Source organism: Burkholderia sp. JKS000303, assembly GCF_002563755.1.
Taxonomy (GTDB): Bacteria; Pseudomonadota; Gammaproteobacteria; order Burkholderiales; family Burkholderiaceae; genus Burkholderia; species Burkholderia anthina_B.
Genome location: NZ_PDBZ01000003.1, coordinates 453,246 through 474,024, shown reverse-complemented (window position 1 = coordinate 474,024; position 20,779 = coordinate 453,246). Strand labels below are relative to the sequence as shown.

The 20,779-nt window shown below is 66.7% G+C and carries 19 protein-coding genes; 11 read left to right on the top strand and 8 right to left on the bottom strand.

Annotated elements, in window-relative coordinates; translation table 11 throughout:
* The first annotated feature begins 69 nt into the window (after positions 1–69).
* Together BX604_RS30060 and BX604_RS39175 are read left to right on the top strand one after the other, a co-directional pair.
* On the top strand, positions 70–1,341 hold the full coding sequence (locus BX604_RS30060) for an MFS transporter (RefSeq protein ID WP_098554467.1): 1,272 nt from the start codon (positions 70–72) through the stop codon (positions 1,339–1,341).
* Positions 1,342–1,413: 72 nt separating this feature from the next.
* On the top strand, positions 1,414–1,716 hold the full coding sequence (locus BX604_RS39175; RefSeq protein ID WP_179894916.1) for a hypothetical protein: 303 nt from the start codon (positions 1,414–1,416) through the stop codon (positions 1,714–1,716).
* Positions 1,717–1,728: 12 nt separating this feature from the next.
* Here BX604_RS39175 and BX604_RS30050 read toward each other — a convergent pair whose 3' ends face one another.
* On the bottom strand, positions 1,729–2,676 hold the full coding sequence (locus BX604_RS30050) for a LysR family transcriptional regulator (protein WP_098554466.1): 948 nt from the start codon (positions 2,674–2,676) through the stop codon (positions 1,729–1,731).
* A gap of 115 nt (positions 2,677–2,791) precedes the next feature.
* On the opposite strand from BX604_RS30050, the gene BX604_RS30045 reads away from it, so the two are divergent.
* From BX604_RS30045 to BX604_RS30005, 9 genes are all read left to right on the top strand, one after another.
* Positions 2,792–3,847: a 4-hydroxythreonine-4-phosphate dehydrogenase PdxA gene (locus tag BX604_RS30045; protein ID WP_098554465.1), complete on the top strand. Its 1,056-nt coding sequence runs from the start codon at positions 2,792–2,794 to the stop codon at positions 3,845–3,847.
* A gap of 49 nt (positions 3,848–3,896) precedes the next feature.
* Complete coding sequence (locus BX604_RS30040; RefSeq protein WP_098554464.1) at positions 3,897–5,069, top strand: L-rhamnonate dehydratase; 1,173 nt, start codon at positions 3,897–3,899, stop codon at positions 5,067–5,069.
* An 8-nt stretch (positions 5,070–5,077) separates the two neighbouring features.
* The gene (locus BX604_RS30035) at positions 5,078–5,995 is read left to right on the top strand and encodes a dihydrodipicolinate synthase family protein (RefSeq protein WP_098554463.1); all 918 of its coding nucleotides are present in this window, start codon (positions 5,078–5,080) and stop codon (positions 5,993–5,995) included.
* 101 nt (positions 5,996–6,096) lie between these two features.
* Positions 6,097–7,389, top strand: a complete 1,293-nt coding sequence (locus tag BX604_RS30030; protein ID WP_098554462.1) for an MFS transporter — start codon at positions 6,097–6,099, stop codon at positions 7,387–7,389.
* A gap of 55 nt (positions 7,390–7,444) precedes the next feature.
* Positions 7,445–8,395 carry a YncE family protein gene (locus BX604_RS30025; RefSeq protein WP_098554461.1) on the top strand — a complete coding sequence of 317 codons (951 nt, stop codon included), beginning with the start codon at positions 7,445–7,447 and terminating at the stop codon, positions 8,393–8,395.
* Entirely contained in the window at positions 8,370–9,314 is a 945-nt protein-coding gene (locus tag BX604_RS30020; protein WP_098554460.1) for an amidohydrolase family protein, read from the top strand. The genes BX604_RS30025 and BX604_RS30020 overlap by 26 nt, the downstream gene beginning before the upstream one ends.
* Positions 9,315–9,386: 72 nt before the next feature.
* Entirely contained in the window at positions 9,387–10,409 is a 1,023-nt protein-coding gene (locus BX604_RS30015) for a MerR family transcriptional regulator (RefSeq protein ID WP_098554459.1), read from the top strand.
* A gap of 292 nt (positions 10,410–10,701) precedes the next feature.
* Positions 10,702–11,151, top strand: coding sequence for a GNAT family N-acetyltransferase (locus BX604_RS30010; protein ID WP_098554458.1), 450 nt, complete (start codon positions 10,702–10,704; stop codon positions 11,149–11,151).
* 101 nt (positions 11,152–11,252) lie between these two features.
* A complete protein-coding gene (locus BX604_RS30005) occupies positions 11,253–12,554 on the top strand; it encodes an XAC2610-related protein (RefSeq protein ID WP_098554457.1) in 1,302 nt (433 codons plus the stop codon).
* A gap of 76 nt (positions 12,555–12,630) precedes the next feature.
* Here the strand turns inward: BX604_RS30005 and BX604_RS30000 are convergent, their stop codons facing one another.
* The 7 genes from BX604_RS30000 to BX604_RS29970 form a co-directional block, all read right to left on the bottom strand.
* Positions 12,631–14,565 carry an SMP-30/gluconolaconase/LRE-like region family protein gene (locus BX604_RS30000; RefSeq protein WP_098554456.1) on the bottom strand — a complete coding sequence of 645 codons (1,935 nt, stop codon included), beginning with the start codon at positions 14,563–14,565 and terminating at the stop codon, positions 12,631–12,633.
* A gap of 225 nt (positions 14,566–14,790) precedes the next feature.
* Positions 14,791–16,014 carry a threonine--tRNA ligase gene (gene thrS, locus BX604_RS29995; RefSeq protein ID WP_098554455.1) on the bottom strand — a complete coding sequence of 408 codons (1,224 nt, stop codon included), beginning with the start codon at positions 16,012–16,014 and terminating at the stop codon, positions 14,791–14,793.
* A 252-nt stretch (positions 16,015–16,266) separates the two neighbouring features.
* Entirely contained in the window at positions 16,267–16,563 is a 297-nt protein-coding gene (locus BX604_RS29990; RefSeq protein ID WP_257146462.1) for a hypothetical protein, read from the bottom strand.
* Between the two features lie 95 nt (positions 16,564–16,658).
* A complete protein-coding gene (locus tag BX604_RS29985; protein WP_179894915.1) occupies positions 16,659–17,441 on the bottom strand; it encodes a transporter in 783 nt (260 codons plus the stop codon).
* A 541-nt stretch (positions 17,442–17,982) separates the two neighbouring features.
* The gene (locus BX604_RS29980) at positions 17,983–18,915 is read right to left on the bottom strand and encodes an electron transfer flavoprotein subunit alpha/FixB family protein (RefSeq protein ID WP_098554453.1); all 933 of its coding nucleotides are present in this window, start codon (positions 18,913–18,915) and stop codon (positions 17,983–17,985) included.
* 16 nt (positions 18,916–18,931) lie between these two features.
* On the bottom strand, positions 18,932–19,681 hold the full coding sequence (locus tag BX604_RS29975) for an electron transfer flavoprotein subunit beta/FixA family protein (protein WP_098554452.1): 750 nt from the start codon (positions 19,679–19,681) through the stop codon (positions 18,932–18,934).
* 43 nt (positions 19,682–19,724) lie between these two features.
* The gene (locus BX604_RS29970; RefSeq protein ID WP_098554451.1) at positions 19,725–20,759 is read right to left on the bottom strand and encodes a zinc-binding dehydrogenase; all 1,035 of its coding nucleotides are present in this window, start codon (positions 20,757–20,759) and stop codon (positions 19,725–19,727) included.
* Positions 20,760–20,779 lie beyond the last annotated feature (20 nt).

Below are 20,779 nucleotides of genomic sequence, written 5' to 3'. Positions count from 1 at the left end.
GCGCGATGCTGGCCCGGCCCGTGAACGCGGCGTCATTGCAACGCCGCGCACGACCTTGGAGCGAGACACATGACTACCGATCATCGTCAACGGCGCCACACGCTGTGGCTGCTGTGCGCGCTTTCGTTCATCCTCTACGTCGACCGCGTGAACCTCGCGACCGCGGCCGGTGCGATCAAGTCCGAACTCGGACTCTCGAACACCGAACTCGGCGTCGCCTTCTCCGCCTTCGCGTACTCGTACGCCGTCTGCCAGGTGTTCGGCGGCTGGATCGCCGACCGCTTCGGCGCCCGCATCACGCTGATCGGCTGCGGGCTGATCTGGGTCGCATCGACCTTCATGACGGGTCTCGTGCACAGCCTCGCGCTGCTGTTCGCCGCGCGCCTGCTGCTCGGGATCGGCGAAGGCGCGACGCTGCCCGCGCAGGCCCGCGCGATCACGCACTGGTTCTCGCGCGAACGGCGCGGCGTCGTGCAGGGCTTCACCCATTCGTTCTCGCGGCTCGGCAACGCGGTCACGCCGCCGATCGTCGCCGCGCTGATGACGTGGCTGTCGTGGCGCGCGGCGTTCTTCGTGATCGGCGCGGTGACGCTGGTGTGGCTCGCGTGGTGGATCGTGAGCTTCCGCGAACACCCGCTCGGCGACGACGGCGGCACGCGCCCCGTCGCACGGCCCGCGCCGCCGTCCGGCCCGACGCCGTGGGGGCCGCTGTTCCGACGGATGGCGCCGACGATCTTCGTGTACTTCTGCTACGGCTGGACCGCATGGCTGTTCTTCACGTGGCTGCCGACGTTCTTCCTGAACGGCCAGGGCCTGAACCTGAAGTCGACCGCGCTGTTCGCATCGGGCGTGTTCTTCGCGGGCGTGGTCGGCGACACGGTCGGCGGCTGGCTGTGCGATCGCATCTACCGCAAGACCGGCAACCTCGCGCTGTCGCGCCAGAGCGTGATCGTCGCGAGTTTCGCCGGCGCGCTCACCTGCCTGCTGCCGCTCGCGTTCGTGCATTCGACGGCCGGCGTCGCGCTGTGCCTGTCTGGGTCGTTCCTGTGTCTCGAACTGACGATCGGGCCGATCTGGGCGGTGCCGAGCGACATCGCGCCGAAACACGCCGGCATCGCGAGCGGGATGATGAATGCCGGTTCCGCGGTCTCCGGGATCCTGTCGCCGATCCTGTTCGGCTATCTCGTCGACCACACCGGCAGCTGGACGGTGCCGTTCATCGGGTCGGTCGCGATGCTGCTGATCGGCATCGTCGCCGCGCTGCGGATTCGGCCCGAGCGCACGCTGTCGGAATCGGCGCCGTCGCTCGCCGAAGCGCCGGCCGCGCCGTCGGCGCGCTGAAGCGGCTCGCGTCGGGTTCGCCTGCCTCAGCCGCCTCGCCGGCGTCGCCGTCACGCTTCACCGCGTTCCGTGATGGTGGTGGCTCGGCTCGGCGTGCTTGGCGTGCTTGGCGTGCTTGGCGTGCTTGGCTGGTTCGGCCGCCTCGGCTGGTTCGGCTGGTTCGGCTGGTTCGGCTGGTTCGGCTGGTTCGGCTTGATCGGCTTGATCGGCTTGATCGGCTTGATCGGCTTGATCGGCTTGATCGGCTTGATCGGCTTGATCGGCTTGATCGGCTTGTTCGGGCTGACCGGCTTGTTCGGGCTGAACGGCTTGACCGGCCTGCTCGGCCAGCGTGGCTGGCGCGGCTGGCTCGGCTGGCTCGGCCGCCTCGGCTGACAAACCGCGCCATTACGCATCGCCGTCATCCCCCGCCCCGTCCCGATGGAACAGCGCGAGAAACTGCTGCGCGGGAATGCTCAGCGGCCGGTCGCGCCGCACGAGGCTGCCGTACGACGGCAGCTTCTGGTCGAGCACGTAATCGAGGATCGCCACCAGCCCGTGCTCGGCGTTGCGCTGCGCGACGGTCAGCGGAATCACGCCGAGCATGTGCGAGCGGTCGACGAGGTTCATCGTCGTCAGGATCGAGCCCGTTTCGACGAGCCCGCGCGGCATCGGCTGGTGACGCGCGCGGAATTCGCGCTCGACCACCTCGCGCGCCGGGCTGCCGGCCGGCTGCAGGATCCACGCGTAATCGAGCAGCGCATCGAATCCGACCGGCCCCGCGCCCGCGAGCGGATGGTCGCGGCCCGCGATGATCGCGAGCGCCTCGTCGTCCACCACGCGGAAATCGCAGTCGGTGCCGACGTTACGGCCGATCACCACTTCGAGCACCCCTTCGCGCAACTGCGGCATCAGCCGGTCGCTGGTGTCGACCGCGATGTCGATCGCGAGCAGCGGATAGCGCGCCTTCAGCTGCACCAGCGCCTCGGTGAGCCGCCCCGGCGACGCCGCCATGATGCTGCCGATCGCAAGCCGCCCCGCGCTGCCGAGCTGCAGTTCGCCCAGCTCGCGATTGAGCGCCTCCACGCTGCCGCGGATCCCGCGGAAATAGCCCAGCACGCGCTCGCCGGCCGGGTTCAGCACGAGCCCGCGCCCGACGCGGTCGAACAGCCGCTGGCCGAGCGCGCTTTCCAGTTCGGCCAGCATTTTCGTCGCGGCGGGCTGCGTGAGGCCGAGCTGGCCGGCGGCCGCGCGCAGCGTCGAGCATTCGTCCACCGCGAGCAGCAGCGCGATCTGCCGCATCCGCAACCGGTTCAGCAATTGGGGAGTCGAGTCTCGTCGATCAATCGAGCCCATTTCGATTACTCCAGGTTATCAATTCATCAAGAGTTTTCAATTTACCGACTCATTCCGTCTACCTAGCATGAACCCCATACACGAACGGCCACGCGCCGCCACCGGAGACACTGCAATGAACACGCCATCGCCCGCCGCCCCCCTGCCCGTCGTCGCGCTGACGCTCGGCGACCCCGCCGGCATCGGTGCCGAACTGATCGCGAAACTGCTCGCACGGCCCGACGCAACCGCCCGCGCGAATCTCGTGCTGATCGGCGACCGCTGGCTGTGGGAAGCCGGCCAGCGCGTGGCCGGCGTGACGGTCGACGTCGAACCCGTCGCGTCGCTCGCCGCCGTGCGCGGCCGGCCGTCCACCGCGCGCGCCGCGTTCGTCGCGGTCGACACGATCGATCCCGCGCAGGTCACGGTCGGCCAGGCCGGCGCGGCCGGCGGCCACTCGACGCTCACCGTGCTCGACCAGTGCCTCGACGCGTCACTCGCCGGCGACATCGACGCGATCTGCTTCGCGCCGCTGAACAAGTACGCGATGAAGCTCGGCGGGTTGAAGCACGACGACGAGCTGCACCACTTCGCCGCCGCGCTCGGCGTGACCGGCTACTTCTGCGAATTCAACACGCTCGGCGAGCTGTGGACCGCACGGATCTCGTCGCATATCCCGCTGAAGGATGCGGCGGCCCAGTTGAGCGTCGAGCGGATCGAACAGGCATCCGAACTGATCTACCGGTCGCTGCTCGCGAACGGCGTCGCCGCGCCGAAGGTCGCGATCGCCGCGTTCAACCCGCACGGCGGCGACGGCGGCAGCTGCGGGCGCGAGGAAGTCGACATCATCGAGCCGGCGGTGCGCAAGCTGCAGGCGCGCGCGTGGCCGACCGATACGCCGTTCCACGGCCCGTTCCCGGCCGACACGATCTTCCTGAAGGCGCAGGCCGGCGACTACCAGGCGATCGTCACGATGTACCACGACCAGGGGCAGATCGCGATCAAGCTGCTCGGCTTCTCGCGCGGCGTGACCGTGCAGGGCGGGCTGCCCGTGCCGATCACGACGCCCGCGCACGGCACCGCGTACGACATCGCGGGCCGCGGCAGCGCCGACGTCGGCGCGACCTGGCAGGCACTGCAGATCGCGTGCCGGATGGGCGCCGCGCGCCGCACGTCCACCGTTTCAGCGTGACCCCCGCACGCCTTCTACACACGACACCATCCATTCCGGAGACACCATCATGAAGATCCGTTCCGTGCGCGCCCGCGTATTCCAGTGGAAAGGCAAGACCGTCCCGCCGCAAGGCAATTTCTGCTCGAACGCGATGGACCTGCTGTACGCGCCGCAGGAGACGATGAGCACGTTCCGTTTCCACGCGTGGACGGTCGTCGAAGTCGAGACCGACGACGGCATCGTCGGCCTCGGCAACGTCGCGCTCGCGCCGCACATCGCGAAGGCGATCATCGACCAGTACCTCGCGCCACTCGTGATCGGCCAGGATCCGTGGGACTACGAATACCTGAACCAGCGGATGTACCGCGCGACCCACGCATGGGGCCGCAAGGGCATCGGCATGGCGGCGATCTCGGCCGTCGACATCGCGATCTGGGACATCCTCGGCAAGAGCGTCGGCAAGCCGGTGTTCAAGCTGCTCGGCGGACGCACCAAGGAAAAGATCCCCTGCTACTACTCGAAGCTGTATCGCACCGACCTGAAGGCGATGCAGGAGGAAGCACAGAAGTACCTGAAGGAAGGCTTCCGCGCGTTCAAGATGCGCTTCGGCTACGGGCCCGCGCACGGGCAGCAGGGCGTGATGGAGAACCTGAAATCGGTCGCGGCGATCCGCGAGGTGATCGGCTACGACAACGACCTGATGCTCGAGTGCTACATGGGCTGGAACCTCGAGTATGCGAAGCGCATCCTGCCGAAGCTCGAGAAATACCAGCCGCGCTGGCTCGAGGAGCCGGTGATCGCCGACGACATCGACGGCTACGCGGAGCTGAACCAGCTCACGAACATCCCGATCTCCGGCGGCGAGCACGAGTTCTCGCTGTACGGCTTCAAGCAGCTGCTCGACCGCAAGGCCGTGTCGGTCGTCCAGTACGACACGAACCGCGTCGGCGGCATCACGATGGCGCACAAGATCAACGCGCTGTGCGAGGCCTACAGCGTGCCGGTGATTCCGCACGCGGGCCAGATGCACAACTATCACCTGACGATGAGCACGCTCGCGTCGCCGATGAGCGAGTACTTCCCGATGTTCGACGTGGAAGTCGGCAACGAACTGTTCTATTACATCTTCGACGGCGAGCCGGTGGCCGAGAACGGCTTCCTGCAACTGCGCGACGACGTGCCGGGTCTCGGCCTCACGCTGAAGACCGAATTCCTCGACCAGTTCGACATCGTCGAGTGAGGGACGCCATGAACGCACGCTACCAGGGCGTCTTTCCGGTCGCACCGACGATCTTCGACGCGCACGGCGCGCTCGACCTCGACGGCCAGCGCCGCTGCCTCGACTTCATGATCGACGCCGGCTCGCACGGCATCTGCATCCACGCGAACTACTCGGAGCAGTTTGCGCTCGGCGACGACGAACGCGACCTCATCACGCGCACCACGCTCGAACACGTCGCCGGCCGCGTGCCGGTGATCGTCACGACGTCGCATTTCAGCGCGCGGATCTGCGCGGAACGCAACCGCCACGCGCAGGCGCTCGGCGCCGCGATGGTGATGGTGATGCCGCCGTATCACGGCGCGACCTTCCGCGTGCCGGAAACGCAGGTGCGCGCGTTCTTCCGCGATGTCGCCGACGGCCTCGACATTCCGCTGATGATCCAGGACGCGCCGGCAAGCGGCGTTGCGCTGCCGGCGTCGTTGCTCGCGACGCTCGCACGCGAACTCGACGCGGTGTCGTACTTCAAGATCGAGACGCCCGGCGCGGCGTCGAAGCTGCGCGAGCTGATCGCGCTCGGCGGCGACGCGATCGAAGGGCCGTGGGACGGCGAGGAAGGCATCACGCTGCTCGCCGATCTCGATGCGGGGGCGACCGGCGCGATGACGGGCGGCGGGTATCCGGACGGCATTCGCCGGATCACCGACGCGTATTTCGCCGGACGTCGCGACGAAGCGTGCGAGCACTACGCGCGCTGGCTGCCGCTGATCAACTACGAGAATCGCCAGTCGGGCTTCCTGACCGCGAAGGCGCTGATGAAGGAAGGCGGCGTGATCGCGTGCGACCGGCCGCGCGCGCCGTGGCCCGACCTGCACCCGCAGGTGCGCGCGGGCCTGCTCGACGCGGCGCGGCGGCTCGATCCGCTCGTGCTGCGCTGGGGACGCTAGACCCCGGTTTGCACCCGCAACGCGCGTGCGTGCGTTGCGCATCGGCGTGACGGCGGCCCGACAGAAGGCCGCCGCCGCTCATCACATGGACTGGAGACACCATGAACCTGCTGAACCCCGCCAACCCGGCCTACGATGCCGGCGAAGCCATTCCGCGCCGCCGCTGGCTGCGCGTCATCCCGCCGCTGCTGCTCGCCTGCATCATCTCGTACATGGACCGCGTGAACATCGCGTTCGCGATGCCGGGCGGGATGAATGCCGATCTCGGCATGGACGCGACCATGGCCGGCCTTGCCGGCGGCATCTTCTTCTTCGGCTACCTGTTCCTGCAGATTCCGGCCGGCCGGCGCGCCGCGCTCGGCAGCGGCAAGACATTCATCGCGTGGTCGCTCGTGAGCTGGGCGATGCTGTCGGTGCTGACCGGGCTCGTCACCCATACGTGGCAACTGTTGACGCTGCGCTTCCTGCTCGGCGTGGCCGAAGGCGGGATGCTGCCCGTCGTGCTGACGATGGTCAGCCACTGGTTTCCCGACCGCGAACGCGGCCGCGCCAACGCGATGGTCATCATGTTCGTGCCGCTCGCCGGGATGATCACCGCGCCGCTGTCCGGCTTCATCCTCGCCGCATACGACTGGCGTCACCTGTTCTTCATCGCGGGCGCACTGTCGGTGCTGTGCCTGGTCGCATGGATGCTGTTCGCCGACGACAGCCCGAAGACCGCACGCTGGGTGTCGCCGCGCGAGAAGGCGTACATCCTCGACGCGCTGCGCGACGAACAGGCGCGCAAGCAGGCCGCCGGCACACCGGCCGCCGCGTCGTTCGGCGCGATGCTGCGCAACCCGACGATCTGGCTGCTGATCGCGATCAACTTCTGCTATCAGGTCGGCATCTACGGCTATACGATGTGGTTGCCGACGCTGCTCAAAAACCTCACGCACGGCGGGATGGGGAAGGTCGGCCTGCTCGCGATGCTGCCGTATGTCGCGATGATGATCGGGATGTTCGGCACGTCGTATTTGTCTGACCGAACCGGCAAGCGCCGCCTGTTCGTGCTGCTGCCGCTGGTCGGCTTCGCCGCGTGCCTCGCGCTGTCGGTGCTCACCCACGCGTCGATGATCGTGTCGTTCGCGTTCCTGATCGGTTGCGGCTTCTTCCTGCAGGCGGCGGCCGGCGTGTTCTGGGCGATTCCGCCGAAGCTGTGCAGCGTCGAGACGGCCGGCAGCGCCCGCGGCCTGATCAACGCGCTCGGCAACCTCGGCGGCTTCTGCGGCCCGTATGCGGTCGGCGTGCTGACCCAGCACGTGAGCGCCGCGGCCGGCGTGTACAGCCTCGCGATCACGCTCGCGGTGGCCGGCCTGCTCGCGCTGACGCTGCCCAAGCGCTGCGAAGACTGATCTGATACGCGCGCACCGGAAAGCCGGCACGCGCACGAAACGACGGAGACTCACCATGAACGACATCCTGCTGCTGGTGCAGAAATGCGCCCATACCTTCAGCTTCTACGACCTCGAAACGAAAGCCGCGCTCAAGCATGTCGTGCTGCCGAACTTCCCGCACGAATTCACCGTCGACGTGAACAACCGCTACGCGTACGTCGGCATCTTCGGGATCGAGACCGCGTGGTCGCGCGGCCATGAAGGCGATCACCGGATCGCCGAGATCGATCTCGTCGAGCGCACCCACACGCGCATGCTCGACCTGTGGCCGTACTACCGGCCGCACGGGATGGCGAGCGATCGCGACGGCCGGCTGTACGCGATGAGCGAGGCGCACGACATGCTGCTCGTGTTCGACGAGCCGACCCGGCAGCCGGTGCCGAACCTGGCCGTGCCGTCCGGCGGCGTGAAGACGCACCTCGTGACGCTCACGCGCGATGCAAGCCGCGCCTACGGCGTGCACCTGCTGTCGAACACCGTCACGCAGTTTCATCCGCGCGACGCGACCGTCGCGCCGCGCGCGGTGATGCCCGGCCCGCGCCCGGAAGGCAATGCGCTGTCGAGCGACGAGCGCACGCTGTTCGTCGCGAATCGCGGCGACGACACGCTCGTCGAGATCGACACCGACACGATGACCTGCGGCCGCCGCGTGAAGACGCGCAGCGATCCGAACCGCATCTACCGCACCACCGCGCCGGACGGCCGCGACCTGCTGCTGCTGACCAATTCCGGCGAACGGTCGATTTCGGTGTTCGACGCGCGGCAGCTCGAGGAGATCGAACGTGTCGCGCTGCCCGCGAATCCGACCGCGCTGTCGTTCCATCCGTCGCGGCGCGTCGCGTACGTGTCGTTCCAGGACGACTACGTCCGCGAACTCGATCTCGATGCGTGGCGCTTCGTCGGTGCGCTGCCGACGCTGCGCGAACCGGATGCGTCGTATGTGCTCGCAGCAGGCCCGCGCTGAGCGGCACGGCGACGCGCCGCCGGCCAGGCTCGTCGACGCGCATCACCACCTGTGGCAGCTCGGCACGGGGGCGCACTATCCGTGGCTGCAGGAGCAGTACGATCCGGCGCGCTTCATGTTCGGCGACTACGCGGCGCTGCGCCGCGATTTCGGCGTGGCCGATTTGCGCCACGCGGCGCAAGGGGCGCCGATCGTCGCGAGCGTGCACGTCGAGGCCGAACGCGCGCATGACGAGGCGCTCGCGGAAACGCGCTGGCTGCACGAGGTCGCGGCCGCGCACGGGCTGCCGTCGGCGGTCGTCGCGTGGGTCGACCTGCTCGCCGGCGACGCGCAGGAGCGGCTCGCCGAACAGGCCGCGTGGCCGCGCGTGCGCGGCGTGCGCTTCAAGCCGCGCACCGCTGCATCGGCCGATGCAGCCGTCGACGGGCCCGGCACGCTGCGCGACCCGCGCTGGCCGGCCGCGCTCGAACGGCTAGCCGCGCACGGCCTGAGCTGGGATCTGCGCGTGCCGTTCTGGCATCTCGGCGAAGCGGCCGCGCTGCTGGCCGATGCGCCCGCCGTCGACGTGGTGCTGGAACACACCGGGCTGCCGTGGGATCGGTCGGACGCCGGGCTCGCGCGCTGGCGCAGCGGGATGGAAGCGCTCGCGGCCTTGCCGCGCGTGAGCGTGAAGATCTCCGAACTCGGGTTGCGCGACGCCGTGTGGAACGACGCGGACAACGCGCGGATCATCCGCGACACGATCGCGATCTTCGGCTGGGCGCGCTGCCTGTTCGCGAGCAATTTTCCGGTGGCGGGGTTGCGCGTGTCGTATCCGGCGCTGCTGCGCACGTTCGCGCGCGCGATGGCCGACCTCGACGACGTCGCGCGCGACGCGATCTGGCACGACAACGCGATGCGCGTGTACCGGATTGCGTGAACGGGCTTGACCCGGCCCTTGGGGTCGCCTTTATGCTGGACGCAACGAATCGACAGCAGACAGGGGTGACGAATGGGCACGTCCACGCTTCGCTTGAGCGCGTCGGCCGCCGCCGCGCGGCTCGGCGTATCGGTCAAGGCGCTGCGGCTCTATGAGCAGCACGGTCTCGTCGCGCCGGAGCGGACGCCGGCGGGATACCGCATGTACGGCCCCGACGATCTCGCGCGCGCGGCCGACATCGTCGCGCTGCGCGCGCTCGGCCTGAGCGTCGCGCAGGTCGCAAGCGTGCTCGACGGCGCCCCGCGCAGCCTCGATGACGCGCTCGCCTCTCATGAAGCGGCGCTCGACCACGGCATTCAGGATCTCGTCCGCAAGCTCGACCGCGTGCGCGCGATCCGCGCCGGCCTGGCGCGCGGCCGGCTGCCCGACGGCGGCGAACTGACGCGGCTGCTCGACGATGGCGGTGCCGGGATCGCGTTCAGCCTGCCGTGGCCGTGGGGCGGCGAATGGTTCGAGTTTCGCGAGATCCGGCCGTTGAACTACATCATCGGCTCGCTGGGAAGCGGCAAGACGCGGCTCGCGATGCGGCTCGCCGACGCGCTGCCCGGCGCGGTGTTCGTGGGACTCGACCGGCTGGAAAACGGTGCTGCCGCGGCATTGGACGCATTGCATGCCGACCCGGCGTTGAACGCGCGTGTCGAGCGCGCATCGGCATCGCTTGCCGACGCCGGCGCGACGCGCTCGCCGGCGCTGACCGCGCTGCTTGCCAGCCTCGCAGCGGATGGTCCAGGCGCGCGGGTCGTCGACATGATCGAACAGGATCTCGACCGGCCCACGCAACAGGCGCTGATCGCGTGGCTGCGTGAACGCGCCGGGGCCGGCGCGCGGCCGCTGTTCCTGATGACGCGCTCATCGGCGATCCTCGATCTGTCGACGGTCGGGTCCGATGAAGCGATCATCCTGTGTCCGGCGAATCACAGTCCGCCTTCCCGCGTGGCGCCGTACCCTGGTGCGCCCGGCTATGAAGCCGTGACGACGTGCCTGGCATCGCCGGAGATTCGCGAGCGGATCGCCCGAAAGCCGGAAGCGGCGTAACTTCTTCTTCACGATCGCGCGGATCGTCGCGTTCTTGATGCCGAACGGGTCGCCTTCCTCGCGCGCATCCGCTCGGCGATACCCGGTAACAGCGCCGGCTCGGCCAGCCTCGACGCCATGAACCGTTGCGCGTCACGGATGACGGGGCGACGCCAAAACCGAATACGCGGTCACGGGCGTCCTCGCGCATCGCCCGGCCTGCAGATTCGGCGGCCTGGCCTTTGATTCGCGCCGCGAATTCGGCAATCATGCGTTTCGTGGCCCAACCTTCCCCCGCGAACGATCGCCGATCATGAGACCCATCATCCGCCTGCGCCCGGCTTCCCTGGCCGATCTGCCCTTCCTGCTGCGACTCCGTCGGCTCACGATGACGCCGCACCTGCAGCGGGCCGGCGTGCCCACCGACGACCATACGCACGACCAGCGCATCCGCGCGCACTTCGAAGACGCATCGATCATCTGCGAAGGAGCCGACGCCACCGAAATCGGCCTGCTCAAGGTGACGCGCGCCGCGCACGAATGGCACGTCCACCAGATCCAGTTGCTCCCCGACCGACAGGGCCAGGGCATCGGCCAGGCGGTCCTGAGCGAACTGCTGGCCGAAGCGACGCGCGCGAACATGGCCGTCTCGCTCGGCGTCCTCCACGGCAACCCGGCGCGGCGGCTCTACGAACGGCTCGGGTTCCGGTTCGTATCGGAAACGGAAACCGGCACCGGAACCAACATGATCTGGCGCGCGTGAGGATGACCCTGCCGCACCCGACCTGCTTCGGCGACGGCGATGTCGTCCCGCATCGATCGCCGGCCATTCCTCTCACAGTTCATGCCCGCCCTCCCGACGCCGTGAAGTCCTCGATCCTCGCGCTTCTGCTCGCCGCCCCATTCCTCTGCGCTGACGCCGGCGCAGCCACGCCCACCCTGCTCGAACCCGGCATCTACCGGCTCGATCCGGACGGTTACCGCGAGATGCCGAAAGCGCAGCCGGCAAGCTATGGCGAGATCGACGACGACACGTTCGAGCGCGCGCTGCCGCCGGCGGCCCGGATCAGCTACGCGGTGGTCGCCCGCGATCCGGGTCGCACGCAGAATCGCGTGCTGTTCCTCGTCGACGGCCGGTATCGCTACGACGTCAACAGCCCGAACAGGCTCTGCCCTGCGTATGCGTTTCCCGGCTGGAACGATTACTCCGATGTGCAACCGTTCTGCCGCACCAACATCTCCGGCGACGAAGCGGCATTCCGCTGGACGACCGACACCTTCACGGTCAGCTGGGGCAGCGACAGGAAGTACCTGCGCACCGACTACGACGACAAGGGCGAGTCGCATCCCCGTTACGCGATCACGCACCATGGCGATCGCTTCGAACTCGCGACGCCGCGTGCATATCAGGGCGTGCAGTACCTGACGAAGGACGTGCCGTTCTTCCCGAATGCGAGCCGCAGCGCATCGCCCGGCGTGCTGCCCGCAGGCAGCTACGTGGCCGTCGTCGCGTCAGGTTCGGAATGGGAAGAAGTCGAGCGCTTCGCGCAGGACGGCACGCCCACGCGCGGCTGGATCGATCGCGACGATCTCGAGGACGTCAAATGGGTCGATCAGCAGGCTCAGACGAAGCAGTTTCGCTTCCGCGTCGCCTTCACGGCGGGAGCTAGCGACAATGATCCCGCGACGGCGGTCGCCATCGAGGTGCTCGATCGCGCGACCGGCAAACGGGTGCAGGTCATCCGCGATTTCTACGCGGACCCATGGGGCGAGAGCGATACGAGCCTCACGCTGGTCGACGCCAATTTCGACGGTCATCCGGACCTGATGATCGGTGGCAGCTCCGGCGGCGCAGGGCCGAACAGCACGGACAACTTCTTCCTGTTCGACCCGAAGACCCGGCGCTTCGTCTTCGACCAGGCGCTGTCCGACCTGCCGCAGATCGGCTTCGACGCACGCAGGAAACAGGTCACTTCCGCGCAACGCAACAGCTGCTGCAGCCACTCGTCGCAAACGTGGCATTACGAAGGCGGCCATCTCGTCGAGATCGCGAACTGGGACGAAAGCCTGTCCGCCGACGGCGACTGGCTCGTGACCACGACCGGGCATCTGCGCAACGGGAAGATGCGCTATCGCGTCACGCGCAAGCGGGCTGAGCTGAACTGACGCGTCGGGCGAGCGGGACATCCGCGACGATGCCGGGGTCTCGACCGCCGCCCGCGAACGGTCGCGTCGCCGGCCCTCAAGGCGTCCACCGATAAACGGTGATGCTGTTCCCCTTCACGTTGTTCTTCGTGACCACGTACTCGCCGTTCGAGCGGCGATACGCGCGCACGCTGTACATCGCGTCGATCGCGCTGCTGGTGTCCACCGTCGCGGGGCTCGCGTTGACGAGCGTCGTGTCGAGGTTGCCGGTGTCGAGGTTGAATGCGTCGATGTTCGGCCACAGCGGCCCGCTGCTGCTGAACCAGTAGCCGACGAACAGATGATTGCCGGCCGCGTCGATCGACTTCGCGCCGCCGTGCGGCAGCGTGATCACCGGATTCGGCTTCGTCGTGTTGCCCGCGCGCCAGCCGTGATACACCTCGATGCGCGTGCCGATCGACGTCCAGTCGGTACTCCCGACGACGCCCTGCGCGAGCACCATCGTGTCGCTGTCGGCGAGATAGACGATGCGCGTGAGCGGCAGGATGCTGGCCGGCACCGGCGTCGGCACGCCCGGCCCCCACGACGGCTTGCCGCTCGCATCGAAACCGGTCAGCGGGTAGTGATAAATCGCGCCGGTCTTGTCGAGCCCGGCCCATACGCCGCCCTTGCTGTCGAGACTGAAGCCGGCCGACACGCGCCGCGTCGTGTCGAACGCCGGCCCCGGGATCGAGCCGTCGGGAATCGCCACGTAACCATTGGCCGCGTTGAAGTGGAAGAAGTAGTAGACCGGCGGATTCTGGCCCGCCGCGACGAGGATCCGGTTTGCGCCGACCGATGTCAGCAGCCCGAAGTGCTCGTCGCGCTGCGGATCGTTCATGTCGATGCGCGGGTCCGACGGATACGCGAACGGATCGACGGTGTTCGCGACGAACGTGCCGCCCGCGGTGCCGCCGTACACGTGCGTGGCGCTGTAGAACAGCGAACCATCCGTCACCGGGTCGGGCGCGGCGATGCCTTCGAAGTTCAGCGACTGCAGCGTCCAACGCAGGCTGCCCGCGCTGCTGTACGCGTGCAGGTCGGTCGCGCCGTTGCGGCCGAGATCCCAGCTGCCGCCCCACGGGTTGTTGAGCACGTACAGGTTGCCGGCGCTGTCCTTGCCGAGGCCGACGACACGCGTGAAGCGCTTCGCGCCCACCTGCCCCTTGATGCCCGTCGTCGTGTCGAGATAGCCGCCGCGCACGCCGAACGTGTCGACCAGCGCCGGCCGGCCCGACACGGCATAGCGCTTGATGTTCATGTCGGGGCCTTCGTCGCCGACCAGCAGCTGCCCCGTCGCCGCATCGAAACCGAGCGCCGACGGCTGCGATCCGGCCGCCATCCGGATCGTGTTCAGCAGTGCACCGGTCGCGCTGAATTCGACGATCGAACCCGCGCCCTTCTGCGCGACCCACACGTTGCCCGCGCCATCCACCGCGAGCGCGCCCGGCGCGGTCACGCCGAGGTCGCGCTGCCAGACGCCGTCGGTCGTGAACACCCGCACGCGGTTGCCGTAGAAATCGCTCGCATAGAGCAGTGAGCCGGCCGTCGCGAGCCCGGTGACGACGTCGATGCGCGGCTGGTTCGTCGCCGCGGTGACCTGAATGAGCTTGTCGCGGAACCGCGTCGCGCGGTTGTAGCGCCCGACCGCACCGCTGCCGTACCCGCTGCCGGGCTGCAGCGCGACGAACAGCGACGTCGCGTTGCCCGTGATCGCGCTGCCCTGGAATTCGGAATGCGTGCCGATCGAGCCGAGGCTCTTGCCGTTCTGGTAGATCGCGACGCCGCCTTCATCCTCGTCCCACATCGACGACGTGTAGATCACGCCTTCGGGCGCGACCCACATCGAGCGTGCGACGTTGCCGACGTGCGCGGCGAGCGTGCCGTAGGTGTTCGCGATCCAGTCGGTGGTGTTGCGCGCGTATCCGGCCGGCGCAATCGCAGCGATCGCGGCGGCGAGCAGCACGGCCTGAATCGGTTGTCTGGCGACCATGGCTGATGCTCTCCTGAATGGTGGAATCATTCACATGAGGGACGGCCGGATGGTTTGAAATCGGCAATGCGTCAATACTTCCGCTGAATCATCCGGCGCGGTCGGTATTACATCGGACGTGCATTCGATCATCGGCATCGCCGAGAATAGCGTTATTTAAATCGAAAAAAATTGCAGGCCCGGCCGGCCGACGGCGCACGCGACTGCGCGAGAGTGAATGGTCACTTACGCTTGCGGCTTGCTTGATACCCGCGTCGCGGACGGCGCCCGCGCATGCTGCTTCAGGTACACGAGCGCATCGTCGATCGTCAGCACGTGCTGCTCCCCGTTCCTCATGCGCAGCGACACCTCGCCGGCGAGTGCCTCCTTCCGCCCCGTCACGGCGACGATCGGCGCGGCCAGCTCCCTTGCATCGAAGATCTTGCGCGGCAAGCGCTCGGCACGAAAATCCCGCAGCACGCGACACCCGATGTCTTCGAATGCGAACGCCGTCTCCTCGGCAAAGGCGCGGACGTCCTGCCCGATGTTCGCCACGACGATCTGGTCGGGCGCGAGCCACGTCGGCAACCACCCCGCGTAGTGTTCGAGCAGAATGCCGATGAACCGTTCGAGGCTGCCCAGCACCGCGTGGTGCAACATCACGGGCGTCGCTTTCGCGCCGTCCTCGGCGACATAGGCGGCGCCGAGCCGCTCGGGCAGCACGAAGTCGAGCTGGATCGTCCCGCACTGCCACGTCCGGCCCTGACGGTCGCGCAGATGAAATTCGAGCTTCGGGCCATAGAACGCGCCCTCACCCGCCTGGATCGCGAAGTCCAGCCCGGCCGCCCGCGCGGCAGACGCCAGCATCGCTTCCGCGCGATCCCACACCGCATCGTCGCCGGCGCGGATCGCGGGTCGCGTCGACAGCGCCACGTCGAATGCGCCGAATCCGAAATCCACGTAGATCGTCTTCAGCAACACGCAGAATCGCGCGACTTCAACCTCGACCTGATCGGGCATGCAAAGCACATGGGCGTCGTCCTGCGTGAACGCACGGGCACGCATGAGGCCGTGCAGCGCGCCGGACGGTTCGGCCCGGTGGACCACGCCGAATTCCGAATAGCGAATCGGGAGATCGCGGTACGAGCGCGTGCCCTTTTTGAAGACCTGCACGTGGCACGGGCAACTCATCGGCTTCAGGCAGTACGGATGGTCGTCGCTCTCGAGCGAAAACATGTTTCGCCCGAACTTCTCCCAATGGCCGCTCCGCTCCCAAAGCTCGCGCGCGACGATCTGTGGCGTCCGCACTTCGGAGAAGCCCGCCTGACGCATCCGGACGCGAATATATTCCTCGACGACGCGATACAAGGCCATGCCGCGCGGATGCCAGAAAATGGCGCCCGGACTTTCATCCTGCTGGTGAAACAAATCGAGTTTGTTACCGAGTACGCGGTGATCGAAATCATCCATGCTGCTCTCCGTTGACGTGGGGTACCGGTCGAACGGAGCATGAAAAAGGCCCCGTCCGTTTCCGGCGGGGCCTGGGGATCGCTCGAGGCACTGACCTACGACGTGCGACCTCCCCCCGGCCCGCCATGGGCGGTCGTGGTGGTGGTGGCAGTCGTGACGAAAAGTGCGCTCATGTGACGAATCTAGTCAATGCGTGAACGGCTGTCAACCGCGCATTCAAATCCTGAACCGTCGCTCAGTGCGCGGAGCCGCTCAGGTGCACAGGGACGACGGGGCGTCGGCGTATTGGGGCTCGTTACGACGTCGCACCAAACGCAGCCCGCGACGCTCGGACTCACTCTTGGCGACACGAATAGCGCTGTCAAAGCACGGGTCGGTTGCAACGTGCCGATGATCGACACTGACCAGCCACGCATTGCCGGCGAAACACCAGCGAATGCGTCGGTCCTCCACCATCGTCGAGAACCATCTCCAGATATCCGCATCGACGGCATTGGCCGCTTGCGCGGCAGCCTGTCTGGCGACGCGCATTTGATCGAGTAAAGTCATGGGATCACGCTCCTGCGAACACTCGACAGCTTCTTCGCCACCGGGCTCTACCGTGACGGGCACGCGCCGATGCGCCCGCCACCCGACACGTCGCCTTATTTCTGGCTCCACAACGGCACGATCAGATTCATCCAGACCCGCGTCTCGTGTCCCGTATAGCCGGTTTCGGTGACGTCGCGCGACACCTTGAGTTGCAGCGTGTCGTGGCCGATCTTGTAGCCGACCAGCCCGCCGAGCGCGACCTGCGACTGCTTCTGGTAACCGGCCACCGGTGAGGTCAGGTCGTTCGAGCCAAACGCGATCGCGCCCACTTCCCACTTGCCGACCCGCTTGAATGCGGTCAGATCGAAGTTGCTCCACTGCGGCGCCGCGTTCTCGCCCAGCTCGGTGCCATGCTTGCCGGTACCGTAAATACCCGTCGCATCGAACTCCCAGCCGTTGCGCTCGTAGGTCAAGGCCGCGATTTCCATCAACGAATAGAAATTGCGCGTCACGCCAAGCGCAGTCAGGTCGTTGCGCACGGGAAGAAACACGCCGCTCTGCAAGCCGGCCGACAGACCGCCGCCGAGATCCCACTTGAGCTGGGCGTCGATATAGGTGTTACCAACCCCCGTATAGCTGTGATATCCCTTCACGTCGACGTCCGCGACCGCGGTCACCGTATCGAGCAGAAAGCGGCCGCCGGCCACCGTCCACGGCGTGGACCAGATCAGCCAGCTCGGGATCCCGACACCGACGCCGACCGTCGGCGAGCTGCCGCGCCAGCCGTAGTTGAGCTGCGTGACGCTATAGATACCCGGCGGCAGCGGCGCGCCCAGCGGCAAGCCGGTCGAAATCCCCGGCAGTAGCTGCGAGCCCGCGTGTGCGAGGGGAACCATGCAGGAGGCAGATGACGCACACACCAGGCCGGTCAGAACTTTTCTTAATACTTGGTTCGATTTCATGTGCTGCTCCAGGTTTTATGCGACTCCATTCAGACGCATTCACATAATTAGTATTACTACCTTTATAAAACGGATCTTCAACTCGCTTTCCCGCATCCACCAGCAACGCGCCCCCTTCCTCTTCAGATGCGCTCAAGGTGCGCCGGCTATCATCTTGATTGCTCTCGATCAACGCACTGATCGGCCGCTCAGCCAGATCGGCCAGCACGGATACTGCAAATCTCGCAACCTCATTTCAAAACAGGAATCCGAATTAAATTGCTGATTTTTTGCTCGATTCATGGCTGATTTCAGCCCAACAATTTTTGGATATGCAGCAGTTCTTCCGGATCGGAATCGTCGCGTGTGGAACGTCTGATCCCGATGCATTCAACCTTGCGCGGTGCCGCCTTTAACCCTGCCGGCTCCACCCGCGTGGTCGGCATTTCTGGATGCCGAAATCGGCCTATGCCGATGCAGACGTTCTACCCTGCGATCACAGGCAGTCGGCCAGCTCCGGCACGAGCGCGAACAGATCACCGACGAGACCGTAGTCGGCCACGCTGAAGATCGGCGCTTCCGGATCCTTGTTGATCGCGACGATCACCTTCGAATCCTTCATGCCGGCCAAGTGCTGAATCGCACCCGAGATGCCCACCGCGATGTACAGCTGCGGTGCGACGATCTTGCCGGTCTGGCCAACCTGGTAGTCGTTCGGCACGTAACCCGCGTCGACTGCCGCGCGCGATGCGCCGAGTGCTGCCGACAGCTTGTCCGCCAGCGGCTCCAGCACCTTCGTGTAGTTTTCGCCGCTGCCCAGACCACGGCCGCCCGACACGATGATCTTCGCGCTGGTGAGTTCCGGACGGTCCAGCTTCGTCACTTCACGGCTCACGAATTGCGACTTGCCTGCGTCTGCTGCCGCTTCGATCTTCTCGACCGATGCGCTGCCGCCTTCTGCCGCAACCGGATCGAAACCCGTCGCACGCACCGTGATGACCTTGATCGGGTCGCTCGACTGCACCGTCGCGATCGCGTTGCCCGCGTAGATCGGACGCTCGAATGTGTCGGCCGATACAACCGCCGTGATGTCCGAGATCTGTGCGACGTCCAACTTCGCAGCGATACGCGGTGTGATGTTCTTGCCGTAGGCGGTCGCCGGCGCGAGGATGTGCGAGTAGTTCTTCGCAATGTTCAGCGCCGTCGCTTCGACGTTTTCCGCCAGGCCTGCGGCCAGTTGCGGTGCGTCGGCCAGCAGCACCTTCGACACGCCTGCGATCTTTGCCGCTGCGTCCGCAGCCGCTTGCGCGTTGTGGCCTGCCACCAGCACGTGAATGTCACCGCCAATCTTCGCCGCCGCTGCCACCGTGTTCAGCGTCGCGGCCTTGATCGACGCGTTGTCGTGTTCTGCAATCACCAGAATCGTCATTTCTTTCCGCTCCCTCTTACAGCACCTTGGCTTCGGTCTTCAGCTTCTCGACCAGCGTCTTCACGTCCGGCACCTTCACGCCGGCCGCCCGCTTCGGCGGCTCGACCACCTTCAGCGTCTTCAGACGCGGCGTCACATCCACACCGAGGTCTTCCGGTTTCACGTTTTCCAGCGGCTTCTTCTTCGCCTTCATGATGTTCGGCAGCGTCACATAGCGCGGCTCGTTCAGGCGCAGGTCGGTCGTCACGACCGCGGGCAGTTGAAGCGACAACGTTTCCGCACCCCCGTCGACTTCCCGTGCAACGGTTGCCTTACCGTCGGCGATCGTCACCTTCGACGCAAACGTCGCTTGCGGCAGGCCAGCCAGCGCGGCCAGCATCTGCCCCGTCTGGTTCGAATCGTCGTCGATCGCCTGCTTGCCGAGGATCACCAGTTGCGGCTGCTCCTTGTCAACCAGCGCCTTCAGGATCTTCGCGACGGCCAGCGGTTCGACGCTGTCGTTCGATTCGACGAGGATCGCGCGATCCGCACCGATCGCCAGCGCCGTACGCAGCGTTTCCTGCGCTTGCGCAACGCCCACCGACACGGCGATCACTTCAGTCGCCACGCCCGCTTCCTTCAGGCGCACGGCTTCTTCCACCGCGATTTCGTCGAACGGGTTCATCGACATCTTCACGTTCGCGATGTCGACGCCCGATTGATCGGACCTCACACCGACCTTCACATTCGCGTCGACCACCCGCTTGACTGCGACCAGTAATTTCATGTGCCCCTCCCTTTCATTGAATGGAATGTCGACCGGTTCGCCGTCATGCGTCGATCTCGATCGCGACCTTGCCGAACTGCGCACCGGATGCAAGCCGGTCGAGCGCCGCGTGCACGTCGTCCAGCGGATAGCGCGAATCGATCACCGGGCGTAATCCGCCGCGCGCCGTCAGCGCGAGCAAATCGCGATATTCATCGAGCGTGCCCAACGTCGAACCGAATATCTGCAACTGCCGGATGAAGATCCGGCGCAGATCCGCTGGCGGCTGATCGCCAGTCGTCGCGCCGCACGTCACGATCCGGCCACCTCGCGCGACGGACTTCAACGCGCTCGCCCACACCGACGCGCCGACGTTCTCGATCACGACATCCACGCCGCGGCCATCCGTCAGCGCCATGACCGTCTTGACGACGTCCTGCGTCGCGCCGTTGATCGCATGGTCGGCGCCCATCGACACCGCACGCTGCAGCTTCGTATCGTCGCGCGACGTGACGATCGCGCGGCTACCAGCCAGCTTCGCCAGTTGCAGCGTCACCAGCGACACGCCGCCGCCGACCCCGAAGATCAGCACCGTTTCCCATGGCTTGAGCGCCGCTTTCGTGAAAAGCATCCGCCACGCCGTCAGGTGACCGACACCCAACGCCGCCGCTTCTGCGAAATCCAGCGCCGCAGGCATCGGAAACACGTTCGTCGCCGGCACGCTGACGTATTGGGCCAGCGTGCCGTCGCGGTGTTCGCCGAGATACTGGATCGACATGCACAACACCGACTCCCCGCGCAGGCAATATTCACAGCGCCCGCACCCGATACCGGGATGCACGACGACGTGCTGCCCCGGCGACAGCCGGGTTTCCGACTCGTCGACCGCCTCGATCGTCCCGGCGCCATCGATGCCCATGATTTGCGGGAGACGATGCGTAATCCCCGCGCCGCTGTCGCGCATGTACAGATCGACCCGATTGAGCGTCGCGGCCTTCAGGCTGATCAGCACGTTGCCGGCACTTCGCGCCGGCCGTGGCCGCTCGCCGACCTCGACCACCTCGTTGCCGCCATGCCCGGTGATGAACGCTGCCTTCACGTGTTGTCCCCTGTGGATGA

Excerpts from the sequence above, each read along its gene's own strand:
- BX604_RS30060 (WP_098554467.1), top strand. The coding sequence starts at position 70 with ATGACTACCGATCATCGTCAACGGCGCCACACGCTGTGGCTGCTGTGC.
- BX604_RS39175 (WP_179894916.1), top strand. The coding sequence starts at position 1,414 with ATGGTGGTGGCTCGGCTCGGCGTGCTTGGCGTGCTTGGCGTGCTTGGC.
- BX604_RS30050 (WP_098554466.1), bottom strand. The coding sequence starts at position 2,676 with ATGGGCTCGATTGATCGACGAGACTCGACTCCCCAATTGCTGAACCGG.
- BX604_RS30045 (WP_098554465.1), top strand. The coding sequence starts at position 2,792 with ATGAACACGCCATCGCCCGCCGCCCCCCTGCCCGTCGTCGCGCTGACG.
- BX604_RS30040 (WP_098554464.1), top strand. The coding sequence starts at position 3,897 with ATGAAGATCCGTTCCGTGCGCGCCCGCGTATTCCAGTGGAAAGGCAAG.
- BX604_RS30035 (WP_098554463.1), top strand. The coding sequence starts at position 5,078 with ATGAACGCACGCTACCAGGGCGTCTTTCCGGTCGCACCGACGATCTTC.
- BX604_RS30030 (WP_098554462.1), top strand. The coding sequence starts at position 6,097 with ATGAACCTGCTGAACCCCGCCAACCCGGCCTACGATGCCGGCGAAGCC.
- BX604_RS30025 (WP_098554461.1), top strand. The coding sequence starts at position 7,445 with ATGAACGACATCCTGCTGCTGGTGCAGAAATGCGCCCATACCTTCAGC.
- BX604_RS30020 (WP_098554460.1), top strand. The coding sequence starts at position 8,370 with ATGTGCTCGCAGCAGGCCCGCGCTGAGCGGCACGGCGACGCGCCGCCG.
- BX604_RS30015 (WP_098554459.1), top strand. The coding sequence starts at position 9,387 with ATGGGCACGTCCACGCTTCGCTTGAGCGCGTCGGCCGCCGCCGCGCGG.
- BX604_RS30010 (WP_098554458.1), top strand. The coding sequence starts at position 10,702 with ATGAGACCCATCATCCGCCTGCGCCCGGCTTCCCTGGCCGATCTGCCC.
- BX604_RS30000 (WP_098554456.1), bottom strand. The coding sequence starts at position 14,565 with ATGGTCGCCAGACAACCGATTCAGGCCGTGCTGCTCGCCGCCGCGATC.
- thrS (WP_098554455.1), bottom strand. The coding sequence starts at position 16,014 with ATGGATGATTTCGATCACCGCGTACTCGGTAACAAACTCGATTTGTTT.
- BX604_RS29990 (WP_257146462.1), bottom strand. The coding sequence starts at position 16,563 with ATGACTTTACTCGATCAAATGCGCGTCGCCAGACAGGCTGCCGCGCAA.
- BX604_RS29985 (WP_179894915.1), bottom strand. The coding sequence starts at position 17,441 with ATGGTTCCCCTCGCACACGCGGGCTCGCAGCTACTGCCGGGGATTTCG.
- BX604_RS29980 (WP_098554453.1), bottom strand. The coding sequence starts at position 18,915 with ATGACGATTCTGGTGATTGCAGAACACGACAACGCGTCGATCAAGGCC.
- BX604_RS29975 (WP_098554452.1), bottom strand. The coding sequence starts at position 19,681 with ATGAAATTACTGGTCGCAGTCAAGCGGGTGGTCGACGCGAATGTGAAG.